Origin of the sequence: Tenacibaculum maritimum NCIMB 2154, assembly GCF_900119795.1 — a bacterium.
In the GTDB taxonomy this organism is placed as follows: Bacteria; Bacteroidota; Bacteroidia; order Flavobacteriales; family Flavobacteriaceae; genus Polaribacter; species Polaribacter maritimus.
On the sequence record NZ_LT634361.1, the window covers coordinates 73807 to 97499 of the forward strand.

A 23693-nucleotide genomic window follows, 5' to 3' on the forward strand; every position below is an offset into this window, starting at 1 on the left:
AATATGGAAATATTTAAAAAAGAAATAAAATTTGATAATCTAGCAGAGGTTTATGTAGGCTTTAAACTAGGTATCATAAATGTAGATGAAGTTCTTAACCTTATTGAAAATGATAAGGTTGAGGATTTTGAAGCCAATGATTATTCAAGGTTGATAATAAATAGAGAGACTAATATAAAATTTAAGAGTGAATTTGAAGAAATAACTAATAGAATAATTAAAGAACAAAATTTGGTTGAAAAGAGAGATTTGGTAGATCAATATTTTTTACTACCAACTATAACTAGGATTTGGGAATTAGAATGTCTATTACGAAAAGTTAATGGATATAATACAGTTCCTAATTATAAAACTCTTGTTTTAGAAGGAGTTTATGAACTTTTTTATTTTTTCGATTATCCAAGTGAATGGAGTTTAAACAAGTTTATACTTTATTCTATGAACGACAATGGTAAATCTCTTAATCAGGATGAATTGTATGAAAATCTTTTATCTTTTGTTAATAAAGAAGTAAACTATTTTATAAATCGAAAATAACCTATTATGTTAAAAATAAATTATAAAGTATTTTTTTAATATTAATTTTTATTTCTTCTAGTTTAGAAGATAATAATATTCAGGAGTTTCAAGAAGAATCATTTACAGTACAGTTGGTTACTATAAATTCTACTGTAAATATATACGAATTAGCTACCTTTGAAAAAAATTAGCACATTTAGCAAAAGTTCTTTAACATAAATAAGCTAATTCAGCACTAGGGGAGAAGTAGATAAAATCAAGGGCTTACATAGTGAAATTGATTTTGAATATGGTACTACTTTATTAAATCGAGGATATACGGGGCATGAGCATTTTATGGGAGTTGCACTCATACATATGAATGGACGTATGTATGATGCCAAGTTAGGGCGTTTCCTTTCTCCAGATAATTTTATACAGGAACCGTTTAGTACGCAAAGTTTTAACCGTTTTGGATATGTATGGAATAATCCTTTAAAATTTACAGACCCCAGTGGGGAAGAATTCATTACAGCAGTATTAATAGGAGCTTTAATCGGAGCGACGGTTGGAGCAATGGGATATATTATAAATGCTGCAATTACTGGACAATGGAATTGGGGGAATTTTGGAATGTCAATATTAGGAGGAGCCATATCTGGAGCAATTGGAGGAGCAATTGGACCAACGGCATTGTTTAAATCCATATTAACCAATGGTTTTTGGGGGACAGCAGCTATAGCAGCAGCAAGTAGTTTTTTACCATCTTTGGATGTGAAAATTGGAGATTTTAGTTTTGGCCTAAGCCCAGCTTTAGCTTTTGGAAGAGCAACAGGTTTTGGAGTAAATGTAAGTGCAAGTTATCAAGACGGAGATTTTACTTTCTCGGCGGGCTATGGGGTAACTTTTTATGGGACAGCACATGGTACAGGGAAAAAAGGTTGGGAGTATAGAAAATCTTGGGGAGTAAATTGGGATGATGGTAAACAAGGTTTTGGAATACATAGTACCAATTTTAAAAGCGGAGAAACAAGCCAAAAGGTAGGTGGTATAAGCTATAGAAATGGAGATTTTGGATTTAGATACGAGAATGATGGAGCTCCATTTGGAGGAACATTAGGTGATGGATCAGATAGATTTAGAACTGCAGCTGTAAGTATAAATTATAAGGACTATAGTGTTGGTTTTAATTTATTTACAGGTAGTAGAACAGATTATAGTGGAGATGAAGAAGAAATGGCAAAAGGTACTCAATATGGGAAATATAATGAAAAAATGCCTGCTGGATTTGTTAAGGAAGATGGAGAAGCTTATAGATTAGGAGCTTTATATTTTGGTTATAAAGGATTTAGATTAGGAATAGATTCTGATAGACGTGTAAGACACCCTATTCAAGATATAGGAGCTCATTGGTGGATAAGTAAGCAGCCTGGTTTTTATAGTTATTCAGATAATATTGCAGGATATTTCCAATATCAATCATTTAACCCTTATACGTTATGGTAAGTAGATTTATATATTTTTCGATAATTTTTTCCTTGTTATCTTGCAATTCAATTGAATTAAGAAAATTAAGTAATTTATCAAGTGTAAAAGTCCCCAAGGACAATAGTTTCTATAAGGAATACGATGAGAAATTAAATGTTCAATTACCAAGTAATATAGATTTAACATCTTTATATGAATATGCTTATCAAATTGATTATAAAAACAAGAAATTTTTTAACACTAGAAAAAATAATAAATCTGCCTTTAAGTTTTATAAAAAAGGAAGAGTTAATCTTTTTTACTACGATGAGAATAAAAAAAATAATTTTGATTCAAATAAATATGGTTATAGAGGAATTTGTTATAAAGAAAAGAATAATTTTAAATTGTTATTTATTGCTCCCATAACAGAAAATCGAAAATATGGAGTACAGAACTATAAAATGGAAATGAAAGGAGATACATTACTAATATCTTTAATAAAAAAGCATCTTACTGAAGATCAAATTTTCACGGATGTTTATATTAAAAAAGATATGGATAGTCCTGTTAATCAAATTGATTGGTAAACTTTTAATTTTAGAAAAAAAAATAACCTTTTTATTAATTGTAGTCTTTTTCTCCTGTAGTTCTGATGAAGTCCCAATCATAGAACCACAAGAAAAATCATTTACAGTACAGTTGGTTACTATAAATTCTACTGTAAATATATACGAATTAGCTACCTTTGAAAAAAAATTAGCACATTTAGCAAAAGTTCTTTAACATAAATAAGCTAATTCAGCACTAGGGGAGAAGTAGATAAATTCAAGAGCTTACATAGTGAGATTGATTTTGAATATGGTACTACTTTATTAAATCGAGGATATACGGGGCATGAGCATTTTATGGGAGTTGCACTCATACATATGAATGGACGTATGTATGATGCCAAGTTAGGGCGTTTCCTTTCTCCAGATAATTTTATACAGGAACCGTTTAGTACCCAAAGTTTTAACCGTTTTGGATATGTATGGAATAATCCTTTAAAATTTACAGACCCCAGTGGGGAAATTATATGGTTTGTTGTAGCCTCCGTAGTTATTGGAGGAACAATGAATGTAGTTTCTAATTGGGATAAGATAGATGGTTGGGGGAGAAAAACAAAATTAACAGATCCATCAGCGGGGACATATACTTATAAATATAATAATTTAGGAGAAGTATTGGAAGAAACTACCCCTAAAGGGAAGACTATATATACCTATGATGGTTTTGGTAAAACTATGACGAAGAAGATTCTTGGAAACAAAACCAATTTAAGCCTGAATTATACATATGACCCTAGTACAAAACTTTTAAAAAACATTTGGGGTAAAAATCATAATACGAATGAAGATTACGCCTATGTTTATGAGTATGATGCGTATAAAAGGCTAGAAATAACAACTGAATATACAGGAAAGGCAGTATATGATTATAGAGTAACTAGAGATGATTTTGGTAGAGTTGCTAAAGAAGCGTATTGGGCTCGTAATAAATCTAATGGAGAAATAAGTTATGTCAAAACACAAAACATATACGATGCAGGGGTTGTTACTGAAATTTTAGATGCTGGCAATGGAAAAAGTTTATGGAAACTAAAAGAAGTAAATGAAAGAGGGCAAGCTAAAGAAGTACTGTTAGGTAATGGAATGGTTAAGAAAAGAAGCTATGATGAGTTTGGATTTTTGACAAAAATGCTAGATCAAACTGTAGAGGCTTCTCCTAAAAAGGCACTGGATTTAGCATATAGTTTTGATACACAAAGAGGAAATTTAAGGAGTAGAAAAAATAATAATTTAGGTTGGAATGAGTCTTTTACCTATGATAATTTAGATAGGTTAACTAATATTTCAGGTTCTGTAAATCGTTCGCAACAATATGATGAGAGAGGAAGGATTACTTCAAATTCTGAAATAGGGGAATATAATTATACTAGCACTGCTTCATATCATTTGCAAGAGGTAGATTTAAATACAAAAGGAGATTTGTATTATCAAAACCAACCAATTCAAAAAATAACCTATAATGCTTATAAAAAACCGCTTTCTATTAGCGTTAAAGACAAGGCAAGAGTAGATTTTGAATATGGCATTTTACAAAACCGAAGCCATGCTTATTACGGAGGAAATGAAGCAAATAAATTAGACCGTAGGTACCATAAACATTATGCGGCAATAGCACCTATTGAAATAGAAGAAGACAAACAAGGAAATACTAAAATAATTACTTATATTGGCGGTGATGCTTATACGGCACCAGTAGTCTATATAAAACAAACGGCTTCAGGGAGTTCTAATGGGTATCATTACGTTCATAGAGATTATTTAGGAAGCCTTTTAGGAATAACTGATACCAATGCAAATGTTTTAGAACAACGTCAATTTGGAGCTTGGGGAGAAGTAGATAAATTCAAGAGTTTACATAGTGAGATTGATTTTGAATATGGTACTACTTTATTAAATCGAGGATATACGGGGCATGAGCATTTTATGGGAGTTGCACTCATACATATGAATGGACGTATGTATGATGCCAAGTTAGGGCGTTTCCTTTCTCCAGATAATTTTATACAGGAACCGTTTAGTACCCAAAGTTTTAATCGTTTTGGATATGTATGGAATAATCCATTAAAATTTACAGACCCCAGTGGGGAAGAATTCATTACAGCAGTATTAATAGGAGCTTTAATCGGAGCGACGGCTGGAGCAATGGGATATATTATAAATGCTGCAATTACTGGACAATGGAATTGGGGGAATTTTGGAATGTCAATATTAGGAGGAGCCATATCTGGAGCAATTGGAGGAGCAATTGGACCAACGGCATTGTTTAAATCCATATTAACCAATGGTTTTTGGGGGACAGCAGCTATAGCAGCAGCAAGTAGTTTTTTACCATCTTTGGATGTGAAAATTGGAGATTTTAGTTTTGGCCTAAGCCCAGCTTTAGCTTTTGGAAGAGCAACAGGTTTTGGAGTAAATGTAAGTGTGAGTTATCAAGACGGAGATTTTACTTTCTCGGCGGGCTATGGGGTAACTTTCTATGGCACTGCTCATGGTACAGGGAAAAAAGGTTGGGAACATAGGTTTTCAGGTTCTATTGGAAGTAACGGGAAGGTTAAATTTTCTGCTTATACTACTTATTTTAGCAGTGGGAAAACATCTCAACAAGTTGGAGGATTTTCATTGGGGCATGGTGATTGGAACATTAGATATGAGAATGATTTTATTGAAAAGCCTTTAAAGTATGTTGGTAAATATTTAGCAGATGGGAAAGATAGGTTTAGAACAACTGCTTTACAATTAAGCTATAAAGACTATAGTGTAGGTTTAAAATTTTTTACTGGTGACCCTTTAAAAGGAGAAAAAAGAGATAAAAGTAATCCTAATGCTAAGTATGGGATTTATAGTAATCCTGAAGCGGATGAATATCGACTAGGTTCAGTGTTACTAGGTTATAAAGGCTATCAAGTAGGCTATCATAATGAAGCAATAAGAGGGGCAATTCAAAATAAGTTTGTACATAATAAACTTACTGATGATTCTGGATGGTTTAGAGAACTTCCTGGTCGTTTTCCATCTCATTCTTATTTTCAATATCAATCATATAATCCTTATACACTATGGTAATTCGAATTACAATTATTTTCACTGTTCTGCTTTTATTAATTTCTTGTAAAATGAAAAATTTGTATCAAAGAGATATAAGAATGAAAAAAAACAAGGTAGAAAATTTAAACAAAATACGATTTGATGGATATTATTATAGATTTGAAGAAGATAGGTATAATCAAGGAAAAATGAAAATTACTTCAGTTTTTTTTATGAAAGAAGGATTAAGAGTTAATTCATTTTATACCAGTTTTGAGAATTTTAAAGAATTTGAAAAATTTCTTTTGTCTGATGATTTTAACTTAATGTTGAGAAATAATAAATATCTTATTAAACCTTTTTTAATTGAGGGTGATAAAATAATTTCTCAATCAGTTATAGGGGGGGGCAATTTTGCAAAGCATGTCTCAACGACTGTAACTCAAATAGAATCTTTAGAAAAAATTAAAGATGTAAAGGGTTATGGATTGGATATTTATATTGAAAATGAAGAATATATGTTTAAAAAATTTAAAAAGATTTATAAAGTTAAGGAAAAAATAAATATGTAATAATATTCCAAATAGCTTTATTAAAGTTATTGGTAAGCTTTATAGGCTGGAAATGAACTCTGAATATGTAAGATGTGCAAATAGAATCAAGCAATACATAAAAGTTTTATAGATAAGAGACAGCCTGGATTTAGGAATCAAAGTTGGAATTTGGGGGGATTTTCAATATCAATCACATAATCCTTACACTTTATGGTAAAAATAATTAAATATTTTATAATAATAATTTTATTTCCCTCATGTTGTGATTATTATACAACTAGTAAAGGTGGTTTAAGAAGTAAAAATAAGTACAAGAAATTTTTAAAAAAAAGAATTTCGCCTTCATTTATGGGTATAGACACAAGCCATGTTTATAAAATGCTGAATATAAAATTATCAGAAGAAGATAATAGAGTTAAAGAGATCCCTAGAACAAGCAATAATGCCTATTTAACCTTTAAAAATAATGGAAGCGTATATTTCTTTCATGGGATACTTAAAGGTAGTACTGAAAAGGTATTAGATTTAGATAAAGCAAATATTGGTTTTTTAGTTAAATTTAATAATAAAAATTACTTAGCTAGTTATTCTCCTATTAATTGCGGTAGTTTTAGTGTAAATGATTTTAAAGTTAATGGAGATACATTAGCTATATCAGCAGGAAGCAATAAAGGTCATAGAATATGGTATTACTATATTAAAAAAGATATGGATAGTCCTGTTAATCAAATTGATTGGTAAACTTTTAATTTTAGAAAAAAATAACCTTATTAAAAAAGATATGGATAGTCCTGTTAATCAAGTTGATTGGTAAACTTTTAATTTTAGAAAAAAATAACCTTTTTATTAATTATAGTCTTTTTCTCCTGTAGTTCAGACGAAGTCCCAATTATAGAACCACAAGAAAAATCATTTACAGTACAGTTGGTTACTATAAATTCTACTGTAAATATATACGAATTAGCTACTGGACTACCTAATAAATTTGAAAAAAATTAGCACATTTAGCAAAAGTTCTTTGACATAAATAAGCTAATTCAGCACTAGGAGAGAAGTAGATAAATTTAAGAGCTTACATAGTGAAATTGATTTTGAATATGGTACTACTTTGGTAGCCGATGGTCCTTTAGGATATGCACAAGAGGTTTATAATAGTGGTAGAATGCATATTAATAGATCCGTTCTCTCTAAAAGTTTAAACCCATTATCAGGAGAGTGGAATAGGCACCTAGGAGGAAGAAGATTTTGGCATTTACTTCCTAGGAGATTTAATAATAGTTTTAATCTAAGATATTACTAATGAAAAGGTTTGTTTTTTTTATTAAATTAGCATTTTGTTTCTTTATTTCATGCAAAGCAATCAAACGAAATGAAAAACAAGAAGTAGGAATTGAAAAAAAGATTAAAGTTGAAGATTTTATAACTTTTGGTTGTAGGATAAATGATGATTCTATTTATTTTATTTTAAAAAATAATACAAGTAAAGTTTTGAGAATTAGCAACCCAAAGTATTGGTCATTTATTCAAAGTAACTTATACAGTCAAAATGAGGTTTTAGTACCTTCCATTAAGGTAAAACCATATATAGGGTTAAGAGACAATATGTTAATAATTGAACCCTATCAAAAAATTGAGACTAAATTCGATTATACAATTTCTCAACTTTATAAAGTTAAACTAAAAGGAAATTATACATTAAATTTTATATATCGAGGTAAAATTAAAATAAAAAGTATTAATTCAAATTTTGAAACTTTAAGTAATAGCGTTTTACTGGAGTTTTAGTTCTTGATAACCTTTACAAAAATCCTTTAGTACCCAAAGTTTTAACCGTTTTGGATATGTATGGAATAATCCTTTAAAATTTACAGACCCCAGTGGTGAAATTTTTTGGTCAGTGGTTATTGGTGCTTATTTAGGAGGAGTCCAAGCTAATGGTTCATATAATCCTTTTGAATGGAAGGGAAACGCAAGCACTTTGTTAGGTGTTTTAGGAGGTGCTATAATTGGTGGAATATCAGGAGGTGTAGGAGCTTATGCAGCAGCTAAATTAGCTCCTTTAATTACTACGGCGGGTGGTTTTTTAGGAGGAGCTGTGTCTGGTTTTATTGGAGGAGTAGTTGGAGGAACTATTTTAGGAGGAGTAATAGGGGGTATAAGATCTGTATTTCATGGGAAGGGTTTCTGGACAGGTAAAGACCTTGCTTCAAAAGCTACAGCAAAAACAATAAGTTCTTTAAAGACAGAGAGGGTGCATGATGTAGCTCCTAAAAATAATTTATCCAATCAAAAACTTGATTTAAAAGCTCCATCTGGTAATAATAAGCCTGTAACAACTGGTTCTTATAAAAAAATTGGGTTAGACGGGAGAACAAGGATTAATTTGTTAGAAGAGAGTAAAAAACTTAAATTTTTTAAGTCTGAAAATCTAGCTATTGACCACTTTAACAAGCATTCAAAATCCATAATGAAGTTAACAGGTAGAAATATCTATAACTATAAACAATATATTAGTGAAGCGAATCATATTATTAAAAATGGAACTTTTTTACCTCAAAAAAATGCTTACGTAAAATTTATGAGTGGATATGGAGGTAAGGCGAGGTTTGGTTACGTAGGTTTAGATAGGGCTACTGGTTCCATTACAACGTATCATACAAAATCATTATCCGATATAGTCAGGATTGCCCCTGATATATTCAGCAAGTAAATTTTATTTAATAGAAGATGAAAAATATAAACATAGAAAAAATTGAATGGATGTCTAAAGAGGCAGAAGAGGCTATTATTTATTTGAATGATGGTAATTATAAAATAATTTGTTTTAGCTGTCCATTTAATGAGGAGGAACTGAATAAAGGAAATTATCAAATCAATTGTTACGATACTATAGGTTTTGAGCGTATAAAAGAGGAGGCATATCATATAGGTAAGCTTTCAGATTTTTTTTCATACCGTTTATATTGCAAAGTAAAAGATAGAAAAGAAGGTATTGTAAAAATAGGAGAGTTTCAATTCTATTTAGAAGATGGTGTTTTTCCAGGCGATATTGCAGATGGAGATTTTGTTACTTTTGAATGTGGAAGATTTGATTTGTATTAAAATCTTTATTGTGAATTATAATGAATAATACTTTTAAAAATAGAGTTTAACATTATCTATTAGAGGATCAACGGTCAGTGGTGGTAAAACTACAAACGCAGAGATATTAATGAATAAAAGAGATTTTACTAATTTAGTAAATGATTTTTCTAAAAATTATGGAACGGAAAAAATCATAAATCCATCGGGTCAAAGAATACAACTTTATGATTTCGGTATTCAAGGTAGTGGTAGTATGAGGGGCTATATGGGGTCAAATACATTTAGGTTCTATTGGCACTCACAGGGATCAAATTATAAATTTACCATTAACGTATTTGATAATATTAAATAATTATGTTTTTTTTAGATAAAATTACTTTTTTTAATGAAACACAAACTTATCTTTTGAAAGAGAAAGTGTTTTTTAACAAAACAAAAAAAGAAGATGATTTTTTTGGAGTTATGACTGAAAATAATGAAGATTGTTTTTTTGAATTCAGAAAAAAAAATATACCCCTTGAAATACTAAAAAGTATGATAGAAGAAAATAATCAGCTTTTATTAAAATTTGAAGACTTAGAAGAAATACAGTATTCTTATAATTTAGATTATAATTTAGTTAATGAATCAAATGATTTATTAAAGACTATAATTAATAAATTTAATTATAAAAGTGATGATGGTTTTTTAATAATAAATGAAGAGAAAAAATGGTGCTACTATTATGGTGAAGATTTATATAATTCTATTAAAACACCTAATACTTTTGAACCATATAATCTTTTTATTATTGGAAAAGATTTTGAAAGTACATTTTTAAACGAAGTGAATAAAATAGAAAAATTTAAAATTAAACTTTCTAGTGATAACAACATTGTAACCAAAAAAAAATCTGGAGTTAAAGAATTTATTTTTTTGTAGCAAAAGTACTTACTGTCGTCGGGTTTTGAAGTGGTGCGATGGTAGGTGCAGTAAGTGGATTTTCGGCAGGAGCAATTGGTTCAACAATAGGATATTATACTAAATTAGGATTAGAAAAAGCAGGCGCTAATAATTTTTGGAAAGCATCAGGTATTATTACGGCAGGTTCTTTATCAGGAGGTGTGGGAAGTTTTGTTTCTGGCGGAAAATTCTGGGATGGCTTTAGAAATGGAGCAATTAGTTCTTCTTTAAATCATGTGGCACATATGATTCAAGAAAGTGCAAAATCTAAAAAGATTGTAAAAAATGCTAAAAAACAGGATAAATCAAAAAAATGGAGTTATGAAGCGGAAAGAGATAAATTTAAATCTAAAACAAATAAATGTAACAAGTTTGTTTATGATATCTTAACAGAATCAGGTGCTTCTCCAGGGTTACCAAATGGTAATCCTATTAAGAAATTTTTTGGTTATGGTTCACCTCCAACAGCTTCCCAATGGGCTGATTCTAATTACGATATACCTGGTTGGGATGTAGTATCAAGCCCTAAAGCTGGAGATGTAGTTGCTGTCAGTGCTAATTTTTCGGATGCAACTGATCATGTAGGTATAATGATTAGTGAAACTCAATCAATTGGAGCTAGTCATCATACAGTGAGGATTACTAATTTTGGAACAACCTCTTATGATCTTTCTGTATATCCTGGAAATAATGGATATATTTATAGAAGGTATGTTGGTAATTAAAAATGAAAAAAATGAAAAAAATTATAACGTTAATTATATTAGTTACTTTAATAGTCATGCTTATCAAAATGAAAAATATTTATAAAGTAAATAAAGAATACGCAATATTCAATGAATTTGGTAAAGAGATACCTTCAAAAATCATAAAAAAGAAAAATGATAATTATGTTGTTATTTTTTTAATTGATAAATTAATGACTTATAGTGCTTTAGTAGTATCTCCGAAAAATAAGTTGATAGGAATTCCAAATGGAGGAGGTGAAAGATATTTTAACTTGACTAAGAATTATATTTATGATAAATGGACTGATGATGATTCATTTACAATTATATATATAGACGGGAATGAACCATTTAAATTTAATCAATATAATGAATACCCAAATAAAGAACCTATTGTTAAGAATATTAATTTTTTAGATACAGAAGTGAGTTTTGATTCTTTTGATAAGCTAAAAGAGTATGGAAAAAAAGTGGTGTTAAAAAAGATTAAATAAATTGTATATTAATAAAATTAATTCATGAAAAACAAAGTAATAATACTTCTATTAACTATTATGCTTTTTTCTCGTAATTCAGATGATAACAGAATTACAGAATTACAAGAAAAATCATTTACAGTACAGTTGGTTACTATAAATTCTACTGTAAATATATACGAATTAGCTACCTTTGAAAAAAAAATAGCACATTTAGCAAAGTTCTTTAACATAAAGCAGCTAATTCAGTACTAGGGGAGAAGTAGATAAAATCAAGGGCTTACATAGTGAAATTGATTTTGAATATGGTACTACTTTATTAAATCGAGGATATACGGGGCATGAGCATTTTATGGGAGTTGCACTCATACATATGAATGGACGTATGTATGATGCCAAGTTAGGGCATTTCCTTTCTCCAGATAATTTTATACAGGAACCGTTTAGTACCCAAAGTTTTAACCGTTTTGGATATGTATGGAATAATCCTTTAAAATTTACAGACCCCAGTGGGGAAATTATATGGTTTGTTGTAGCCTCCGTAGTTATTGGAGGAACAATGAATGTAGTTTCTAATTGGGATAAGATAGATGATTTTTGGGATGGCTTAGGGTATTTTACATCAGGTGGAGTACAAGGAGGATTAGCTACTTTAGGACCTGTAGGAGCTTTAGCAGGTGGTTTTCTCTCCAGTGCTGCTAATACAGCAATACAAGGTGGTAATATTGGAGAAATATTTAGTAGTGGAGTCATTGGTTCTGTAGCAGGATTTGCTGGTGGAGCAGCTGGTAAATGGGCAGGGAAATATTTAGGAAATCTTATTGTAAATGGTGTAAATATTGCTAGCCCAGTAATAAAAGGGATTGTAGGAGGTACACTTGGTGGCGCTGTGGGAGGTTATGTAGGTGGTTTTACAGGAGGATATTTAGCTACAGGAAATTTAAATAAAGCACATAAAGCAGGATTAAGTAGTGCTTCTATGGGAGTGCCAATGGGAGTTCTTGCAGGAGGTGTTGGTGCTTATAAATGGGCTACTGATAATAAAATTGATCCTTGGACTGGTCAGAAAATCAATGGACATCATTCTTTTCCTAAGTTTATGGGAGGAGAAGCGAATCAAAAATTAACAAACATAGGGGAAGAAACACATAAACAATTACACAGAGATATGAATAACTTTCTTAAAAAACAAACTGATGATTTTGGAAATCATATGCGACCTCAAAGAGGAAACCCAGGACGACTTATCCAGCGAAATTTCAACTTAGATGTAAGAATAAAGACTTTAAATCAATTTTATAAGCAAAATTGGTTTAGGTACCCACGATCTACCTTTGATTATTATAGAAATTCTAACCAATTTAATTTACAATGGAAACAACCTTTCAAGAAATAGGGAAGTTATTAGTTGGAACTGATGCAAATCCAGAGCACATGTTTCCAGATAGAGATTTTTTTGATAAATGTACGATTTGCAATACTCCTAGAAATAGGGAGATTAATCCGAGGTTTAAATTAGGGGAAAAACGCGCTGATATTATGCATACTTATGATGGTTATACTATAGTTTCAGAAAGATTTAAAAAATTCTGCGAGTTTAATAATTATAAAGGACTATCTTTTGAAAAACTCCCTAATAATGAAAATTTCTATAGCTTTACTTCTACAAACGTTGTTGTGTTAGATACGGTACGTAGAAAAATTCATTTTTCAGAATACTGTAAATCCTGTAACAGATATGCTTCAATAGCAGGTGCTGATCCAGCATTTGCTAAAGATAGTAATCTAAATTTAGAAGATGGTATTTATAGATCGGACATAGAATTTGGATATGCCTATGAGCAACATCCAATATTTATAATATCTTTAAATACCTATAAAAAAATGAAAAAGGAAAAATTTAAAGGAATATATTTAAAAAAAAATAATGTTTTGTTTAGGTAAATGCTCTATGGCTCCTCGCTATGGTGTAAGCTTCCCTACAAACCGAACTGTTTAAAAGTATAAAAAAAAGTATTAAATTTAAACAGTAATTATGAGGAAAAGTAAATTTAGCCCCCAGCAAATCGCAAAGATTTTAAAGGAATACGAAAACGGTAGAACCGTAGAAGCAATTTCCAGAGAACATGGAGTTAGTTCGGCAACATTTTATAAATGGCGTAGTAAATACGCAGGTATGAATGTTAAAGAGCTCAAACGTCTAAAGGAATTAGAGGAAGAAAATCGAAAATTAAAGCAAATGTATGCTACTCTTGCATTAGATCACCAAATGGCAAAGGAGATTATCGAAAAAAAGCTTTAAAGCCTTGCGTTAAGCGCTCCTTAAGTATTGACCTTTCTCATTACGGCATAAGCAGGGCATGTCGGGTTTTAAAAATGAGTAAAAGCGTATATTATTATAAGCCAAAATTACAAGACGATACACCAATTGAATTAGCCTTAAAACAAAAGGCTATTGACCATTGTGAGGAAGGATTTTGGAAAGCTTATAAACGACTACGCAATGAAGGGAATCCATGGAATCACAAGCGAGTTCATCGAGTTTATGTAGCACTAGGTTTACCACTGAGAAGGAAGGTGAAGAAACGTTTGCCAGCAAGAATAAAAGAACCTTTAATAGTTCCTACAGAACTCAACCAAACTTGGAGTATGGATTTTGTAACAGATGTATTAGAGAAAAAAAAAGATTTAGAGGCTTTACTATCATAGATGATTTTAATAGAGAGGCTTTACATATAGAAGTAGATTTTTCGTTACCTAGTAATAGAATAGTTTACGTTTTAAATCATCTGTTAAAACGTAAAGGTAAACCACAAAAGATACGTATGGATAATGGTCCGGAATTTATAGCTAATTTAACCGCTACTTGGAGTGCTATGCATGAAATTGATTTTAAATATATAGAACCAGGAAAACCCACACAAAATGCTTTTATAGAACGTTTTAACGGTTCATATAGACGAGGGGTTTTAAATAAATATATTTTTGAAAACATTCATCAAGTCAGAGAGCAAACCCAGATATGGATGCACGATTACAATAATTTTAGACGGTATGATGCTTTGGGCGATATGGCTCCAATTCCGTGTGCGAAACAACATTGTGTCGCTGCCGCTGGGCGCATTTTAAAACAGGATTGACATAAAAAAATATAATGAAAAATGTCAATCCTGTTTTAAAACGTAAAATTCATATACTTGGATTAATAATCAGTTCGAAAAAGGGGAAGCCTACACAAACTTACAGAAGAAGCATTGCGATAAAAATAACAAAGGTAGTAACTTAAAATTACTACCTTGTTCTGTGAATTCTGTAACGTTATTTCAAGATGTTACAAAATGATTCTTTATAAAATTAATTTTTATAAGCTAATTATTGGGTCGGGGTTTCCGTCAGGGTCACCATTCACTGTTCCACTAGTAGAAGGAGTTCCAAATAATAATACTCCAGCAGCGTGAGGAGTTGCCATAGAAGTACCGCTGATAGTATTATAACCACCGTCTTTCCAAGTTGAATATATTGCAGATCCTGGAGCGCAAAAATCAACAGGAGATCCATAATTGGAATAAGAAGCCCAATTATCATTACGATCCATTGCTGATATTGTATAAATATTATTTCCATTTACCCTTGCAGGAGAAACGTTATTCGCATCTTGTGACTCATTTCCAGCAGCCAATACAAATTTTATACCCTTTGAAGCTGCATTAACAATTGCGTTGTCTAAAGCAGAAGAAATCCCTCCCCCTAGACTCATGTTGGCTACATCTCCATTATTTGCATTTGCAGCAACATAGTCAACTCCAGAAATTACTCCAGAATTAGTTCCACTACCTCTACTATCAAGTACTTTTATTGCAACAATAAGGTTGCCTGGTGCTACACCTACTGAGCCTACTGCATTGTCTTTAGCAGCAATAGTTCCAGCTACGTGAGTACCATGCCCATTACCGTCATCCGCATTTTTAGCTTCTCTTCCTTTAGCAATAAAAGAGACACTTCTTGAAGTATCAACATTTAGGTCTTCATGATCTAGATCAACGCCAGTATCAAGAACCCATGCAGTATTTTGTGAAGCAGATTTTCCTCCAGAAACTCTTGTTGTTCCATAAGGTATTTGTTGAGCAGGGCTATTTCCACCACCGCCACCAGGTTTCCCTTTAAAAGGCGCTATTTTAAATGTAAAATCTTGTTCTATAGAAGCAATTCTAGGATCTTTTCTTAGTTGTTGAAGTTGTTTTTTTGTTAAATCAGCAACAAACCCCTGAAAAGCATGTCCGTAAGTTGCTTTTATTACCTCTTGTTTTAATTGAAAATTATCCGAAGCTTCTTTTTTTAAACCATCTGTTTGAACCTTATACTCTTGTAAAGATTTTATTTTAGGTAATTTTTGTTTTCTAGCGCCTTTTCCAGAAGTTTTGTATCGTATCACATACCTTCCTTCTATCACTTGAGAGTTTTTGAAAGTGATATTTTCAACCTCAATTAAACTTTTTTCAGAAACTACATTTGTGTTTAAGGATTCATCTTGACACCCTGTCATTGCTACGGCTAGTATTCCTAATAGGAAGGGTCTAAAAGCATACTTTTTTTTCATTATAATGTTTAGTTTTTGTTAAAATAAGATGCAATTTAGTGTTTTTTTTGTTAAAAAAGTGTATAATGTGTTTTTTATAATGGTTTTTATTATGTTTTATTGAATATAGATGTGTTCTGTAATAATAATGAAGGAAGAGTGGTAAGCGGGTTAATAATAAAAAAAATTAATATATAAGAAGAAACTATTGATGCAACCAATCTTTAAACTCAGCAGTTTTGTTCTTACTGATAATAATACTTTCGTCAGCCTTAGGAATAGTTTCAATTTTTAGTTGACTATTTCCATATTTTATAATTTTATCAATTGCTTTTATTGATAAAAGATACTGTCTGTTTGCCCTAAAGAAGGTTTGCTTATCTAGTTGTTTAAATAATTCTTCTAAGCTGCTATTTGAAATAGATTTTTTTCCTTTAAAATCTACGATATACGTTATTTTAAGCTCTGTATAGATATAAGCAATATTACCAACCTCTATGGGTTTTAGTTCATTTTTAATATACGTGAGTATTCTATTCTTTTTTCCTTGTACTTCTACTTTTTGTTTATGGCTAGCAAGATCTGAGTTTAACTTAGACATGTTTAAAATCTCACCTGTTAATTTTTTGTTGTTTTTTTCTAATTGACGTTCGTAATTACCTCCAATAAATCTAGTAATGAAGAAAGAAAATAAGACAATTATAATTCCGCCTAAGGCATGAACAAGAATAAAGCTAATTTTAAGATCTTTTAAATTGTTTTTGATTTCTTTTAAGTTGGCATGAGCTGCAATAATCCAATCTGTATTTGAAACGGGGTAGAGGTAAATAACTTCACAAGGCCTTTCTTTGTCAGCAAAGCTAACAATACCCCCTGTTTCTTTTCTTGTTTTGAGAAAGTTATATAAGTCTTCAGAATTTACATCGTCATCAACACTTGAAATAAAAGATTGATCTGTAGCTAAGCTTTTACCAATCATATTAGGGTCAGGATGGCAAATTTCTTTACCAGACCAATCAAACATACAAATAAAGCCTAGATCAACATTTACATCTTCAATGCTACTTTGTAAGTTTCGAATTACCTGTTTCTTTGGAACCCCACTCGTAATTTGAGATTGGACCAATTTAGCCATTTCTTCAGCCTCTCTCTTACTAGATTCAATTTGAATTTTTAAAAATTCTTTAGTGCTTACTGATATCAACCTATTTATACTGAAATAACTTACAATAAAAACAATGAAAGAAATGGAAATAAATGATAAGAAATAAACCGTATCTTTTTTTAATAAAATGCTCATAAATGTCTTTTGATAAGTGCCCCAATTTTTCAAATATACTTAAACTGAAGTAGAGAAAATATTTTTTTTTAGGTTATTTTTTTTCACTTCTAAATCTCTTTTTAGGAGATGGATTTGTCTAGATATTTCGTCGCTATTTTTTCCCTTTTAGCTACTTTTTCTTCCCTTTTAGTACATATCTTTTGTTATAAGGAGTTATAAATCACTTCATTTGCATAAAAATTTAAAAACTTATAATTATGTTAAAAAAATCTATTTTTTTCCTAAGTATTTTCAGTACTTTACTCTTAACTACTAGCTGTAGTGATGATGATCCAGTTGTAGATCCACCAGTACAAGCAAATGCAGTAAGGTTAGCTACAAGTAGTACCTTGGGGAAAATATTAACAGATGCAAAAGGGATGACTCTTTATTTCTTTTCTAATGACACTAAAGACAATTCTGAATGTAACTCTGAACAATGTGTTGCTGCATGGCCTATATTTTATGCCGAAAACTTAACGTTAGATGCCGGTTTAAATAAAGAAGATTTTGCTACAATTACAAGAGCAGATGGTACAAAGCAAACAACGTATAAAAAATGGCCTTTATACTATTTTGTAAATGATGCTGCTGCTGGTGATACAAAAGGAGAAAATGTAAATGAGATATGGTTTGTAGCTAAGCCAGATTATTCTTTGATGTATGTAAATGCACAATTAATAGGACATGATGGTAAAAACTATAAAGAAGATTACAGTGAAGGAGAAGCAATGACTAAATATATTGTTGATATTCAAGGAAGAACTTTATACGGGTTTGCAAACGATAAAAAAGATAAAAATAACTTTACAAAACCGGATTTTTCAAACAATTCAGTATGGCCAATAGCAGAAATTTCATTAGATCAAATTCCTAGTGTTTTAAATAAAGGGGATTTTGGAACTATAGATGTTTTTGGAAGAACTCAGTTAACTTATAAAGGATGGCCTTTATATTATTTTGGAGGAACCGATACTGTAAAAGGAGATGAAACAAGAGGAGATAACAGAGGAATTAGCTTTCCAGCGCCAAAATACTGGCCAATAGTTAATACAAATACACCAATGGCTCCTGCAAACTAAAACAAGAAAAAGCAGAGGAAGCTAACTTTCTCTGCTTTTATATAAAAATCAGGTTAAAACACTATAACAATGAAACACTATAAAATCATAATTATAACAGCAATAATTTTAGAAATATTTATTTCTTGTAGTTACAGTGTAGAAGAAAATGAAATAGCACCACCACCTGATGAATGTACCCCCCTAATATCTTTTGCCGCCGACATTAAACCCATAATAGATGGTAAATGTTTAGAATGTCATAATGGAAACAGATTCCCTGATTTAAGATCTTTTAATAATATTGCTTCTAATGCACAAATTATAAAAGAACAAATAGTAACTAGAGCTATGCCTTTAGGAAGCTCTTTAACAACGAAACAAATAGCAACTATTGTTTGTTGGATTGACAATGGCGCACCTAATAATTAAAAGGCTTTTTATGAGTAATAAGAAAAATAAAATAATCAGTATTGTTATATTAGCAATCATCATTTTTGGAGCTTACTATGGCGTAATGCAATACAATAAACCTCATGTAAATGTGGAAATGGCTTTAACAAGTACAAAATTAACACCTGATTTTCTGCTAAATGACTTTTCGACTAATGAGGAGCAAGCGAACTTACAATATTTAGATCATGTTATTGAAATTAATGGTAAAATATCGGATATAGATATAAGTGATGGTAATGGTATTGTAATTTTTGAAAATGATGAAGCAATTGGAAGTGTACGTTGCTATCTTTCACCAAAAGAAAATAAAAAGCTAATGACACTCAAAGCCGGTCAAGATATATCATTAAAAGGTATTTGTACAGGATATCTTTTGGATGTAATTATGATACGATGCATTATTGTTAAAAGTTAATTCATTAAAAACAAATAATATCATATGAAATTAAAAGACATACTATCAGTACTATTACTAAGCCTTTTTGTTAATACAGGATTTAGCCAACAAAAGTTTATTACTAAAGACGGTCAAATTTCTTTTTATTCACATACGCCAGTGGAAGATATAAAAGCGAAAAACAGTCAGGTTTTAGCCATAATTGATTCGAAAACAGGTGATATTGTTGTATCGCTGCTTATAAAATCGTTTATGTTTAAAAAAGCGCTTATGCAAGAGCATTTTAACGAAAATTATATGGAGTCTGATAGGTATCCCAAAGCAACATTTAAGGGGCGTATTCAAGATTTTGAGAAAATTGATGAACTCCAAAAAAAGATTACTATAGAAGGAGATTTAACAATTAGAGGAGTTACTAAAAAAGTGACTTTTGAAGGAGCTTTTGATAAAGATGAAAATATTAAGTTGAGAGGAGAATTTTATGTAAAAGTAGCTACTTATAATATAAAAATACCTGGAATTGTTTCTAAAAATATAGCAAAAGAAATTAAGGTAAATTATGATATGCTATTAAAGCCTTATAAAAAATAATAATACATTTCATTATGAAAATAAAATTGATTTGTTTGATTGGTTTCTTTAGCTCTTTTATAAACGCACAAGATTTAACCGAAATTTTGGAGCGAGAGGAGGTAAAAAATACTAAAGAAGATGTGTATGCAACTTTTAAAGGAACTCGTATTCTAAATGGGCACTCCATAGAAAATAGAAAAAAAGGAACACTAGATTTTATTATTTCGCATAAGTTTGGAAGAGTAAATGAAGGCTTTGATCAGTTTTTTGGGTTGGACCAATCTAATATACGTTTTGCTTTTGAATATGCTATTTCTAATGATGTAACCTTAGGAGTAGGTAGGAGCTCTTTTGAAAAAACTTATGATGGATTTATTAAGTATAAAATAGTCAAGCAATCGAAAGGAATGAATAGTTTTCCTGCGAGTATTTCAATTTTTGCGAGTACGGCATTAAAAACAATTAAAGATTATGACCCTGAAAATAAACCTAGTTTTGGCGAAAAGTTTACACATACAACTCAACTTCTTATAGCAAGAAAAATAACGCCTAAATTGTCATTGCAAGTTTCTCCTACTTGGGTGCATAAAAATTTAGTAAAAATACAACAAGATCCTCATGATATTTTTGCACTAGGAATGGGAGGTCGTATGAAACTATCTAACAGAGTAACTCTTAATACAGAGTATTACTATACTTTTAATCCGCTGCAATCTATCAACACTAAAAATTCTCTTGCCTTAGGAGTTGATATAGAAACAGGGGGGCATGTTTTTCAAGTGATGTTATCAAATACGATAACAATGATAGAAAAAGGGTTTATAACAGAAACTACTGGAAATTTTTTTAAAGGAGATATTCATTTTGGATTCAATATCTCTAGGTCTTTTTAGGTAGTAAAGAGAAAAGTAAATAAAAGGTCAAGTGTAATTAAGACTCATGGACAAACCTTTTGATTACATTTTAGATAAGAAGTTTTAGTGTACTTAAAATCTGCATTGTATTTGTTTAGTTAAACCTGGGGAGGACTACTATTAAATTGAAACAATTGGTTAATGATGGTTTTACAATATTACAAAAGCTTTAGAATCTATTGATACGTTCAAGGGATATTTACTGATACAGTTTAAAAATTATGGTCAATTAATCGAGTAGATTTATGATTTAAAATAATTTTATAGAAAACTATTAAAGTAAAAATTAAAATCAGGTCGAATGTATTCAAGAACCTTTTATAAAAACACCGCTCTTATTCTTAAAATAAGAGCGGTGTTTTTATAAAAGTATAAAGTATTATGGGCTAGTTAATCATTATTTTCTTAGTAGCACTTTTACTGCCATTGGTTACTTTTACAAAGTAAATTCCATCAGAAAATTCAGATAAATTAACTGTTTCTTGTAGCTTGTTGGTTATGATGTTTTTAACAATAGCTCCAATACTATTGTATATTAAAATAGTGCTTCTATCGCCTAAATGGTATAGGTTAATAGAGAAGGTTTTGTTGTTAGCAGGATTTGGATAAAGTGTAAAAGAATTTTCAGGTAGTTTATGATCTTTTACATCAAGAGCTAAAGATTCTATAGAAACTTCCCAAGCTCCTCGTCCGTATGTAGCTGCTCTAAGTTTATTAGAAGGATAATGTATTTCAATATCGTTTACAATAACATTTGGTAACCCTTGGCCTAATCTAGTCCAATCACCTGAAGTATTGGTTCGGTAGTAAACCCCCAAATCAGTTGCTAAAAATAATTCATCATCTGAGCTTCCTGTTCTATAAATTATTTTATGACAAGGGATATTAGGTAAAGCACCTGTAATATTTATCCAGTTGATTCCTCCATCTACAGATTTGAATACTTTTGAAGGAGTATATTTTGAATATGTTATATAAATTTCGTTTGGTTTAGTAGGGTGAATTGCTACACTTTTTACACTTCCTACTTGTGGTAAATTAACAGAGCTCCAAGTAGCACCTCCATCGATTGTTTTTTTAACTTCGCTATCGCTAGTTACATAAATGATATCAGGATTTGATGGAGAAATTTCAATAGCTGAAATGTCTCCGTTTATACCAGAGTTTAAATTAATCCAGTTATCTCCCCTATTAGTTGATTTATAAATATCTCCAAAACCACCAAAAATAGTAGAAGGAGTTGTAGGGTGTATTTCTAATTGCCAAACAAAAGGAGCTCCTCCAGGGGTGTTTACTACTTGAGCAGGAGTAGCAAAGCCGTCTAAAGTTCTACGAAGATGTCCGCTCTGGCTACAGGTCCAAGCAATATTAGAATTGGAATAATCCCAAATACCTTCCACTCCATCAGACTCTGTATTTTCGCCTTTAAACTGTGGGTTTCCTTGGTAAATTGAAATGTCATTGTCTTGTGCACCCATAATCAATAAATTAGGATCTCTAGGAGTTCCAGAAATAGTATAGTATTGAGTGATACCTAAGCCAGAAGAAATATCTTCCCAAGGCCTATCTAAAGAAGCATTTCCTTTATAAACACCACCATCATTTAAAGAATAAGCTATGTTAGTTCCTGGTTTAAATACCATTTCATGGTGGTCTGAGTGTACATAAAAATAAGGCCTTCCTGCTCGCCAATACCCATCTAAATATTTCTCCCAATTAAGACCTCCTCTTTTAGACCTCCAGCCTTCTACACCTCCTATCAATACTAAATTTTCATCTACAGGAGAAATTGCTATCGCCATATTATAACCTCTTTGGGCATTAAAATTTCTATTAACTCTTGATTTTTGTTGCCATGAAATACCTTCATCTGTAGTACTATCAACAGATCCATCTTCGTCCAATACCAAAATTAAGTTAGGATTAGCAGGAGTCAATGCAAATTCGATCCTTATGCCATGACCATTTTTAAACAAGTCCCAGTTGTCACCATTATCATAGGAGAGATATAATGCCCCGTCACTAGAAGCATATATGGTAGTTTCACTTCCGTATTTATATTGAATATCATTAAAATAATTTTCATTAACTCCTAAGTTTAAAACATCCCTCCAGGTATCTCCACCGTCCGTTGATTTTTTAATACTGTTTTTAGTTGTTGCTAAAATTGTATCAGGATTTCGTGGATCTATTAGCAATTTACTGATTGTATTATTCTCTGTCAATAGGAAATTTAAGCCAGTTAAATTCCAGGTATCTCCGCCATCTATTGATTTTAAAACACCTATAGATCGATTATCTCTACCATCAAAATCTCCAGTAGCAACATATAAAATATTAGGATTTACAGGATTTATAGCAATATGAGATACTCCCATATTAGGAAAACCATCTCCTTTAGGTTCCCAAGTGTTACCGCCATCTGTAGTTTTCCATACACCTCCTGCGGGGCTTCCAACATACATGATATTGTCATCATTTGGATGAAAAACAAGAGTATTTAATCTTCCTATTCCTGTTCCTGCATAAATAGGTGTGCTTGGGGTAGGGGGAAGCAAAGGGCCGATAAAAGACCAATTAGGAATATTATTATTTACCGAAGAGTGGCGTTTGTTTTCTTGTAACCAAGCATTGTAATTGAGAGAAGGAGCAGGGAAGCTTCCATCAGGTAGTACTCTATCCTTCCAAAAATAAGCCCAACGTTCAAACTGTTTGAGTTGTTTTTTACTTTTACGGTCTGTGTTTTTCTTTAATCTTTTTAAAGATTTTCTATTGGCACGAGCAATATCATGATAATTGCTGTTTTTTTGAAATATTGCATTTCTCCAATCATGATCTTGTGCTTGTATAAGGAAAGAAGAGAATAGAAGGGCTCCCAATACAATGGTAAATTTAGTTTTCATTTTAAATATGCTGTATGATAAGTATTCTTAAATTAGGTGCTATGGTGTTGTAAAACACTATTAAGACCAATTCAAAATTAGCTAAAAATACTATTGAAAATGCGCAGG

General features: G+C 31.0%; 25 protein-coding genes and 1 pseudogene. 23 read left to right on the top strand and 3 right to left on the bottom strand.

The window, feature by feature from the left end:
- Positions 1 to 3 precede the first annotated feature (3 nt).
- The 18 genes and pseudogenes from MARIT_RS00365 to MARIT_RS00460 all read left to right on the top strand — a co-directional run bounded on the left by MARIT_RS00365 (position 4) and on the right by MARIT_RS00460 (position 14524).
- The gene (locus MARIT_RS00365) at positions 4 to 537 is read left to right on the top strand and encodes a hypothetical protein (RefSeq protein WP_100210483.1); all 534 of its coding nucleotides are present in this window, start codon (positions 4 to 6) and stop codon (positions 535 to 537) included.
- 318 nt (positions 538 to 855) lie between these two features.
- Positions 856 to 2004, top strand: coding sequence for a polymorphic toxin type 23 domain-containing protein (locus tag MARIT_RS00375; RefSeq protein ID WP_231975169.1), 1149 nt, complete (start codon positions 856 to 858; stop codon positions 2002 to 2004).
- Complete coding sequence (locus tag MARIT_RS00380) at positions 1998 to 2555, top strand: hypothetical protein (RefSeq protein ID WP_100210484.1); 558 nt, start codon at positions 1998 to 2000, stop codon at positions 2553 to 2555. Before MARIT_RS00375 ends, MARIT_RS00380 begins: the two co-directional genes overlap by 7 nt.
- Complete coding sequence (locus tag MARIT_RS00385) at positions 2545 to 2751, top strand: hypothetical protein (RefSeq protein ID WP_100210485.1); 207 nt, start codon at positions 2545 to 2547, stop codon at positions 2749 to 2751. The genes MARIT_RS00380 and MARIT_RS00385 overlap by 11 nt, the downstream gene beginning before the upstream one ends.
- Before the next feature lie 122 nt (positions 2752 to 2873).
- Positions 2874 to 5639, top strand: coding sequence for a polymorphic toxin type 23 domain-containing protein (locus MARIT_RS15800; protein ID WP_100210486.1), 2766 nt, complete (start codon positions 2874 to 2876; stop codon positions 5637 to 5639).
- A gap of 80 nt (positions 5640 to 5719) precedes the next feature.
- Entirely contained in the window at positions 5720 to 6172 is a 453-nt protein-coding gene (locus MARIT_RS00395) for a hypothetical protein (protein WP_157926157.1), read from the top strand.
- A gap of 360 nt (positions 6173 to 6532) precedes the next feature.
- Entirely contained in the window at positions 6533 to 6895 is a 363-nt protein-coding gene (locus MARIT_RS00400) for a hypothetical protein (protein WP_157926158.1), read from the top strand.
- Between the two features lie 558 nt (positions 6896 to 7453).
- Positions 7454 to 7939 carry a hypothetical protein gene (locus tag MARIT_RS00410; RefSeq protein ID WP_024742028.1) on the top strand — a complete coding sequence of 162 codons (486 nt, stop codon included), beginning with the start codon at positions 7454 to 7456 and terminating at the stop codon, positions 7937 to 7939.
- Between the two features lie 112 nt (positions 7940 to 8051).
- The gene (locus MARIT_RS00415; protein ID WP_100210489.1) at positions 8052 to 8864 is read left to right on the top strand and encodes a hypothetical protein; all 813 of its coding nucleotides are present in this window, start codon (positions 8052 to 8054) and stop codon (positions 8862 to 8864) included.
- A gap of 17 nt (positions 8865 to 8881) precedes the next feature.
- Entirely contained in the window at positions 8882 to 9256 is a 375-nt protein-coding gene (locus tag MARIT_RS00420; RefSeq protein ID WP_100210490.1) for a hypothetical protein, read from the top strand.
- Positions 9257 to 9365: 109 nt separating this feature from the next.
- Positions 9366 to 9590, top strand: coding sequence for a hypothetical protein (locus MARIT_RS00425; protein ID WP_100210491.1), 225 nt, complete (start codon positions 9366 to 9368; stop codon positions 9588 to 9590).
- Between the two features lie 2 nt (positions 9591 to 9592).
- The gene (locus MARIT_RS00430) at positions 9593 to 10159 is read left to right on the top strand and encodes a hypothetical protein (protein ID WP_100210492.1); all 567 of its coding nucleotides are present in this window, start codon (positions 9593 to 9595) and stop codon (positions 10157 to 10159) included.
- Between the two features lie 38 nt (positions 10160 to 10197).
- On the top strand, positions 10198 to 10905 hold the full coding sequence (locus tag MARIT_RS00435; protein WP_100210493.1) for a CHAP domain-containing protein: 708 nt from the start codon (positions 10198 to 10200) through the stop codon (positions 10903 to 10905).
- Between the two features lie 11 nt (positions 10906 to 10916).
- A complete protein-coding gene (locus MARIT_RS00440) occupies positions 10917 to 11402 on the top strand; it encodes a hypothetical protein (protein WP_136439012.1) in 486 nt (161 codons plus the stop codon).
- Positions 11403 to 11426: 24 nt separating this feature from the next.
- Positions 11427 to 11639, top strand: a complete 213-nt coding sequence (locus MARIT_RS00445; protein WP_100210495.1) for a hypothetical protein — start codon at positions 11427 to 11429, stop codon at positions 11637 to 11639.
- A gap of 97 nt (positions 11640 to 11736) precedes the next feature.
- Positions 11737 to 12780 carry an RHS repeat domain-containing protein gene (locus MARIT_RS00450; protein ID WP_100210496.1) on the top strand — a complete coding sequence of 348 codons (1044 nt, stop codon included), beginning with the start codon at positions 11737 to 11739 and terminating at the stop codon, positions 12778 to 12780.
- A complete protein-coding gene (locus tag MARIT_RS00455) occupies positions 12756 to 13328 on the top strand; it encodes a hypothetical protein (protein WP_100210497.1) in 573 nt (190 codons plus the stop codon). Before MARIT_RS00450 ends, MARIT_RS00455 begins: the two co-directional genes overlap by 25 nt.
- A 91-nt stretch (positions 13329 to 13419) precedes the next feature.
- Positions 13420 to 14524: pseudogene (locus MARIT_RS00460) on the top strand (IS3 family transposase).
- A gap of 221 nt (positions 14525 to 14745) precedes the next feature.
- Here the strand turns inward: MARIT_RS00460 and MARIT_RS00465 are convergent.
- Complete coding sequence (locus MARIT_RS00465; RefSeq protein WP_174683261.1) at positions 14746 to 15981, bottom strand: S8 family peptidase; 1236 nt, start codon at positions 15979 to 15981, stop codon at positions 14746 to 14748.
- A 184-nt stretch (positions 15982 to 16165) separates the two neighbouring features.
- Positions 16166 to 17260, bottom strand: coding sequence for a LytTR family transcriptional regulator (locus MARIT_RS00470; RefSeq protein ID WP_100210498.1), 1095 nt, complete (start codon positions 17258 to 17260; stop codon positions 16166 to 16168).
- 239 nt (positions 17261 to 17499) lie between these two features.
- On the opposite strand from MARIT_RS00470, the gene MARIT_RS00475 reads away from it, so the two are divergent.
- From MARIT_RS00475 to MARIT_RS00495, 5 genes are all read left to right on the top strand, one after another.
- Complete coding sequence (locus tag MARIT_RS00475) at positions 17500 to 18363, top strand: hypothetical protein (protein ID WP_038025793.1); 864 nt, start codon at positions 17500 to 17502, stop codon at positions 18361 to 18363.
- 69 nt (positions 18364 to 18432) lie between these two features.
- On the top strand, positions 18433 to 18774 hold the full coding sequence (locus tag MARIT_RS00480) for a hypothetical protein (protein WP_100210499.1): 342 nt from the start codon (positions 18433 to 18435) through the stop codon (positions 18772 to 18774).
- Positions 18755 to 19213, top strand: a complete 459-nt coding sequence (locus tag MARIT_RS00485; RefSeq protein ID WP_024741683.1) for an OB-fold protein — start codon at positions 18755 to 18757, stop codon at positions 19211 to 19213. Before MARIT_RS00480 ends, MARIT_RS00485 begins: the two co-directional genes overlap by 20 nt.
- Before the next feature lie 24 nt (positions 19214 to 19237).
- Positions 19238 to 19786, top strand: coding sequence for a YceI family protein (locus MARIT_RS00490; RefSeq protein ID WP_024741684.1), 549 nt, complete (start codon positions 19238 to 19240; stop codon positions 19784 to 19786).
- Between the two features lie 14 nt (positions 19787 to 19800).
- Positions 19801 to 20661: a DUF5777 family beta-barrel protein gene (locus MARIT_RS00495; RefSeq protein WP_100210500.1), complete on the top strand. Its 861-nt coding sequence runs from the start codon at positions 19801 to 19803 to the stop codon at positions 20659 to 20661.
- A 407-nt stretch (positions 20662 to 21068) separates the two neighbouring features.
- Here the strand turns inward: MARIT_RS00495 and MARIT_RS00500 are convergent, their stop codons facing one another.
- Entirely contained in the window at positions 21069 to 23585 is a 2517-nt protein-coding gene (locus MARIT_RS00500) for a T9SS type A sorting domain-containing protein (RefSeq protein ID WP_100210501.1), read from the bottom strand.
- Positions 23586 to 23693 lie beyond the last annotated feature (108 nt).